Source organism: Actinomadura sp. 7K507, from assembly GCF_004348425.1.
Lineage (GTDB): Bacteria > Actinomycetota > Actinomycetes > Streptosporangiales > Streptosporangiaceae > Spirillospora.
This window is the reverse complement of record NZ_SMKK01000392.1, coordinates 1-5,028: the sequence shown is the minus strand read 5'-3', so window position 1 is coordinate 5,028 and position 5,028 is coordinate 1. Positions and strand designations below refer to the sequence as shown.

At 70.6% G+C, this 5,028-nt stretch carries 5 protein-coding genes; 3 read left to right on the top strand and 2 right to left on the bottom strand.

Going from position 1 to position 5,028, the window contains the following annotated elements; translation table 11 throughout:
• On the top strand, nucleotides 1-308 hold a 308-nt coding region (locus E1285_RS43110), incomplete at its 5' end, for an ATP-binding protein (protein ID WP_132160691.1).
• A gap of 11 nt (nucleotides 309-319) precedes the next feature.
• Nucleotides 320-1,102, top strand: coding sequence for a hypothetical protein (locus E1285_RS43105; protein WP_243723458.1), 783 nt, complete (start codon nucleotides 320-322; stop codon nucleotides 1,100-1,102).
• A 147-nt stretch (nucleotides 1,103-1,249) separates the two neighbouring features.
• Here the strand turns inward: E1285_RS43105 and E1285_RS46995 are convergent, their stop codons facing one another.
• Both E1285_RS46995 and E1285_RS43095 read right to left on the bottom strand, forming a co-directional pair.
• On the bottom strand, nucleotides 1,250-1,525 hold the full coding sequence (locus E1285_RS46995) for a hypothetical protein (protein WP_207947250.1): 276 nt from the start codon (nucleotides 1,523-1,525) through the stop codon (nucleotides 1,250-1,252).
• Between the two features lie 184 nt (nucleotides 1,526-1,709).
• Nucleotides 1,710-3,419: an LLM class flavin-dependent oxidoreductase gene (locus tag E1285_RS43095; protein WP_132160690.1), complete on the bottom strand. Its 1,710-nt coding sequence runs from the start codon at nucleotides 3,417-3,419 to the stop codon at nucleotides 1,710-1,712.
• A 170-nt stretch (nucleotides 3,420-3,589) separates the two neighbouring features.
• On the opposite strand from E1285_RS43095, the gene E1285_RS43090 reads away from it, so the two are divergent.
• A partial coding sequence (locus tag E1285_RS43090; protein ID WP_243723457.1) for an AAA family ATPase occupies nucleotides 3,590-5,028 on the top strand: 1,439 nt, incomplete at its 3' end.

Sequence of the window (5,028 nt, the reverse complement as noted above, 5' to 3'; positions counted from 1 at the left end):
GGGCCGCCATGCTCATCGCGTCGGAGGTGCTCACGAACGCGGTCCGGGCCACGCCCTGCAAGCCGGTCACCCTGCGGATGGCTCTGGTCGGGGACGGGCTCCGGGTGGAGGTATGGGATTCCTCGCCGGAGAGGCCGCGGGCATCCACGCCTGATCTCTCGATGCCGGAAGAGCCGCTGGGGGATGACGCTCCAGACCCGGGTGGATGGGGGCTGGGCATTGTCGAATCCCTGTCAGAGGACCATGGGGTCCGGGCGGAGTTCGAGGGGAAGAGCGTCTGGGCGCTGCTGAGAGCGGAGTTTCGGTAGCGAACCGTTGGGTGGGGGGTGACCTGCTTTTGCCCGGCGGCGGGAACGTCTCCGGTGTGGGGGAGTGGTTCACGCGGGAGATCGCGGATACCGGACGGCTGCGGCTGTCCTGTTTCCTGGTGGCGTTCATCGCCGGATTCCTGTTCATCCGGTTCAGCGTGCGGATGATCCGGCGGCAGGTGCGGTGGTGGCCGGGGAACGTCTCGCCGGGCGGGCAGCACGTTCACCACGTCGTGTTCGGTCTCGTCTTCATGTGCGTCGGCGGTGTCGGCGGGCTGGCCATCGAGGACGGGTCGTCCGGATGGGCGGCGACGGCCGCCGCGCTGTTCGGGATCGGCACCGCCCTGGTGCTGGACGAGTTCGCACTGGTGTTCTACCTGCGGGACGTCTACTGGAGCGACCAGGGCCGGCTGTCGGTCGAGGTCGTGTTCATCACGGTCGCCCTGTGCGGGTTGCTGTTGCTGGGACTCCGGCCGCTGGGGGCGGATGATGTCGCCGGGGACGGGTTCTGGAGCATCGCCCTCGCCCTCATCCTCAATGCCTCCCTGGCCGTGATCGCCCTGCTCAAGGGCAAGATCTGGACGGGCGTCCTCGGGCTCCTCATCGGCGTGGTCGCGCTGGTCGGGGCGGTGCGGCTGGCACGCCCGGACTCGCCCTGGGCGCGGCGCCGGTACTCGCCCGGCTCGCGGAAGGAGAAGCGGGCGCGGGTCCGTGAACGCCGGTACCGGCTGCCCCTGCAGCGGCTCGGTGACCGGCTGAGCGATCTCGTCGCCGGACGCCCGTCCGCCAAGTAGGTGAGCAGGTAAGTACGCAGGTAAGTACGCAGGCATGCCCGCCTGACCGTCCGGACCAGTGATCTCCGGGAAAGCCGAGCGTGGGGGCGGCGTTCTCGGGGGTCGGTCACGCGGGGTGGCGCGCGGCCAGGCCGTCCAGGAGGCATGTCAGGGCGAACTCGAAGCGTCGCTCGCTTTCGCGTTCCACGTCGGGTCTGGTGGTGGCGGCCATCCGGCGGGACAGCATCGGGTGGCGTTCGGTGATCTCCCGCAGGTAGGCGGGGCGCGTTCGCTCCAGTCGGTACCGGTCTGGTCCATGCGGGCCAGGGTGGCCAGCGCGTGCCGCCAGTCCGGCTCGTCCGGATCGGCGTCGACTTCGCCGAGCACCCGGTCCAGCGCCAATTCCAGCAGGTCGTCTTTCGTGCGGACCGCCGCGACCGCCATGCGCGAACGTGTGTGCTGGGAGGCCGGGATCCCACTACCCGCCCTGCGAGCGGTGCCGCACGATGTCCGGCTCCCCCAATTGCCGGGGAGCGTGAACCCGGGTGCGGGGTGCGGGCGTCTGAGTGTGTGGTGGCCGTGGTGATCGGGGGACCACGGCCACCACCAGATCAGTACGGGGACCAGATCAGTATGGGGAAGGGCCGCCGAACATCTCGCTGAGGCGCGGCGCCAGTTCGAAATCGCCGCGTAGTTCCAGGCGGCCGTCCATCAGGAGGGACGCCGGGTTGGCGTCGCCGGCGAGGGTCCGCAGGAAGTCGGCCGTCGCCATGGTGAGGGTGAGGGCCGGGTCCTTCGCGGGGCGTGCGTGAGCGCGGGCTCGGGTTTCGCCGATTTCGAGAGTCCAGGTGGTCTGGCCGCTGGCGCTGGTCAGGCGGAATTCCAGGTCGCCGGTAAAACCGCCCGAGGCCGATGGGTCGTAGGCGCGGGCCATTCCGGCGAAGAAGAGGCGCTGGGCGTTCGGGCCGAAACGCCGTTCGATCTGGGCGTCGATACGGCCGTGGACGAGTTTGTAGAAGCCCTGCCTGAATCGCCTGCGGCTCGCGGCGCGGATGTCCTCCCGGGCGGGACGGCGGGTCCGGCGGCGTGCGCGGGCCACTTCAGCGTCCTCGTCGATGCGGTAGCCGGGTGGCACCGTGCGGGCCGGTTTCCGGCGGGCGAGGGCGGCTTCGATGGCGGGGGCCAGGCGTTCGGCTTTGGCGGCCTCGCGTTCGTCGCGGCCTTCGGTGAAATGCGGCAGGACGGCCTCTCCGAACAGTTCGAGGGTCTCGCAGATGTGCTCGTGCTTGTTCGGGCCCGACTGGAGGACGAAGGAGATCTGGTCGACGCCGACCGACTCGTAGCGCCGGATCAGCTCGATGACCTGGTCGGGCGTGCCGACGGCCCCGCGAAGGGAACCGACGTTGACATTGAGCGTTTCGGCGTTGGCGATGATCTGCTCCCGGGAGAAGCCACGGGAGTCGCGCCGTTCCAGGAACTCCCGCCAGACATCGGTGCGTCCCGGATCATGCGGTGTGGTGCCGTAGTAATGCGCGAGCGCGAACGCGAAGAAGTGCGCCCCGTCGATGCCGCGCTCGATCGCGGTGGCCTCGTCCGCGTGCAGCATCATCGGCAAGACGACGGTCACGTTCGGGTTCACCGCGAAGCCCGCCGGGACGCATTCGTCCGACGCGAGGATGCGGTAGTACTCGTCCACCCATTTGCCCGCGTCCTCGGGCTCCACGAACGAGAAAGAGAGAGCGCCGATGCCGTTGCGGGCGGCGAACTGGATGGTCTCGCGGCGCGAGCACGCCACCCAGAGCGGCGGATGGGGCTTCTGGACGGTCTTCGGCAGCACGTTCCGGGGCGGCATCTGGATATCGGGGGAGTTCCAGCCCGCGAACGGCTCCTCGACGAACATCCTGGTGATGGCGTCGATCGCGTCCTGCCATTGGGCGCGCTTGTCGGTGCGGCGAACGCCGAATCCGCCGAGTTCCGCGCTGGAGCTGGATTCGCCCGTCCCGAATTCGACGCGCCCGTTGGAGACGAGATCCAGCGTCGCGATGCGCTCGGCGATGCGGGCGGGATGGTTGACGGCGGGCGGCAGCTGGACGATGCCGTGCCCGAGCCGTATCCGTTTCGTCCGCTGCGACGCGGCCCCGAGGAACACCTCCGGCGCCGACGAATGCGAGTACTCCTCCAGGAAGTGGTGCTCCACCTCCCAGACGTAGTCGAACCCCACCCGGTCGGCGATCTCCACCTGGTCGAGCGCGTCCTGGTAGAGCCTCAACTCCTGCCCGTCACTCCACGGCCGAGGCAGCTGGTGCTCGTAGAAGAGACCGAATCGGATCGGGATCACCTCCGTCGGCGCCGGCCGGGGCTGGTATCCGCAGGCCTGGCCTCACCCGGCCAGAGTCACCCGGATTGGACGCCTCGTCAACATCGCCGCGAAGCACCCGCTCCGCGCGGCGGCGGTTCGCGCCGGGAAAATCAGGTGGGAATGTCCGGCTCGTTTGGCATGCTTGTGGCGTGAGCCCACGTGTGATGAGTCCCGTCCTGGTCGGCAGGTCGGCCGAGTTGCGGGAGCTGGAGGACGCGCTCTCCTCCGCGCCCGGGGCCGTGCTCGTCGGCGGCGACGCCGGGCTCGGCAAGACCCGGCTGATCCGCGAGTTCGCCAAGCGTGTCGACGGCGGGCGCGCCAGTGTGCTCACCGGGGGCTGCCTGGAGCTCGGCTCCGACGGGCTGCCGTTCGCGCCGTTCACGACCGTCCTGCGCTGCCTCGTCCGCGACGTCGGCATCGACGGTGTCGCCGAGCTCGTGCCGCGCGGCGACACCGGCGGCCTCGCCAGGCTGCTGCCCGAGTTCGGGGAGCCGGAGTCCGACGCCGCGTCCGGTGAGGAGCGCGCCCGGCTGTTCGAGGTCATGCTCACGGTCCTGGAGCGCCTGGCCGAGCGCGGCCCCGTCGTCCTCGTCGTCGAGGACGCCCACTGGGCGGACCGCTCAACCCGCGACCTGCTGGCCTTCCTGATCCGCAACCTCGGTACCGCACCGGTGCTGATCGTCGTGACGTACCGGTCGGACGAGTTGCACCGCACCCATCCGCTGCGCCAGCTGCTCGCCGGGCTGGAGCGGGTCGAACGCGTTCGGCGGACCGAGATCGAGCGGCTGTCCCGCGCGGACGTCGGCGCGCTCGTCACCGAGCTGCTCGGCCAGGCCCCGCCGCCCGGCCTCGTCGAGCGCATCGCCGCCCGCAGCGAGGGCAACCCGCTGTTCATCGAGGCCCTCCTCGACGACGACGGGACGCTGGCGAGCGAGCTTCCCGAGTCGCTGCGCGACCTGCTGCTGGCGGGCGTCCAGCGGCTTCCGGAGGAGACGCAGGACGTTCTGCGGGACGCGAGCGGCGGCGGCACCCGCATCGAGCATGCGCTGCTGGCGGCCGTCACGGGGCTCGGAGACGCCGCGCTGACCCGGGTGCTGCGTCCCGCCGTCGCCGCGAACGTGCTGGTCGTGGACGGCGACGGCTACGCGTTCCGGCACGCGCTGATCCGCGAGGCCGTCCACGACGACCTCCTGCCGGGCGAGTACACGCGGCTCCACCGCCGTTACGCCGAGGCCCTGGAGAACGATCCCGGGCTCGTCCCGTCCGGACGGCTCTGGGTCGAGTTGAGCTATCACTGGAAGGCCGCCCACGACAGTACGTGGGCGCTGGTCGCGTCCTGGCGCGCCGCCGCGGACGCGCGCAAGGCAGTCGCCTACGCCGAGTGCTTGACGATGCTGTCGCGCGTCCTCGAACTGTGGGACCAGGTCCCGGACGCGGCGGAACGCATCGGCGCCGACCAGGTCACCGTCCTGGAGAAGGCCGCGTCGGCCGCCGACGAGGCCGGCGAGTTCGACCGCGGCATCAAGCTCGTCACCGCCGCGCTCCGCGAGATCGGGTACGAGGATGGGGGCGGGGACGAGAACGGGGG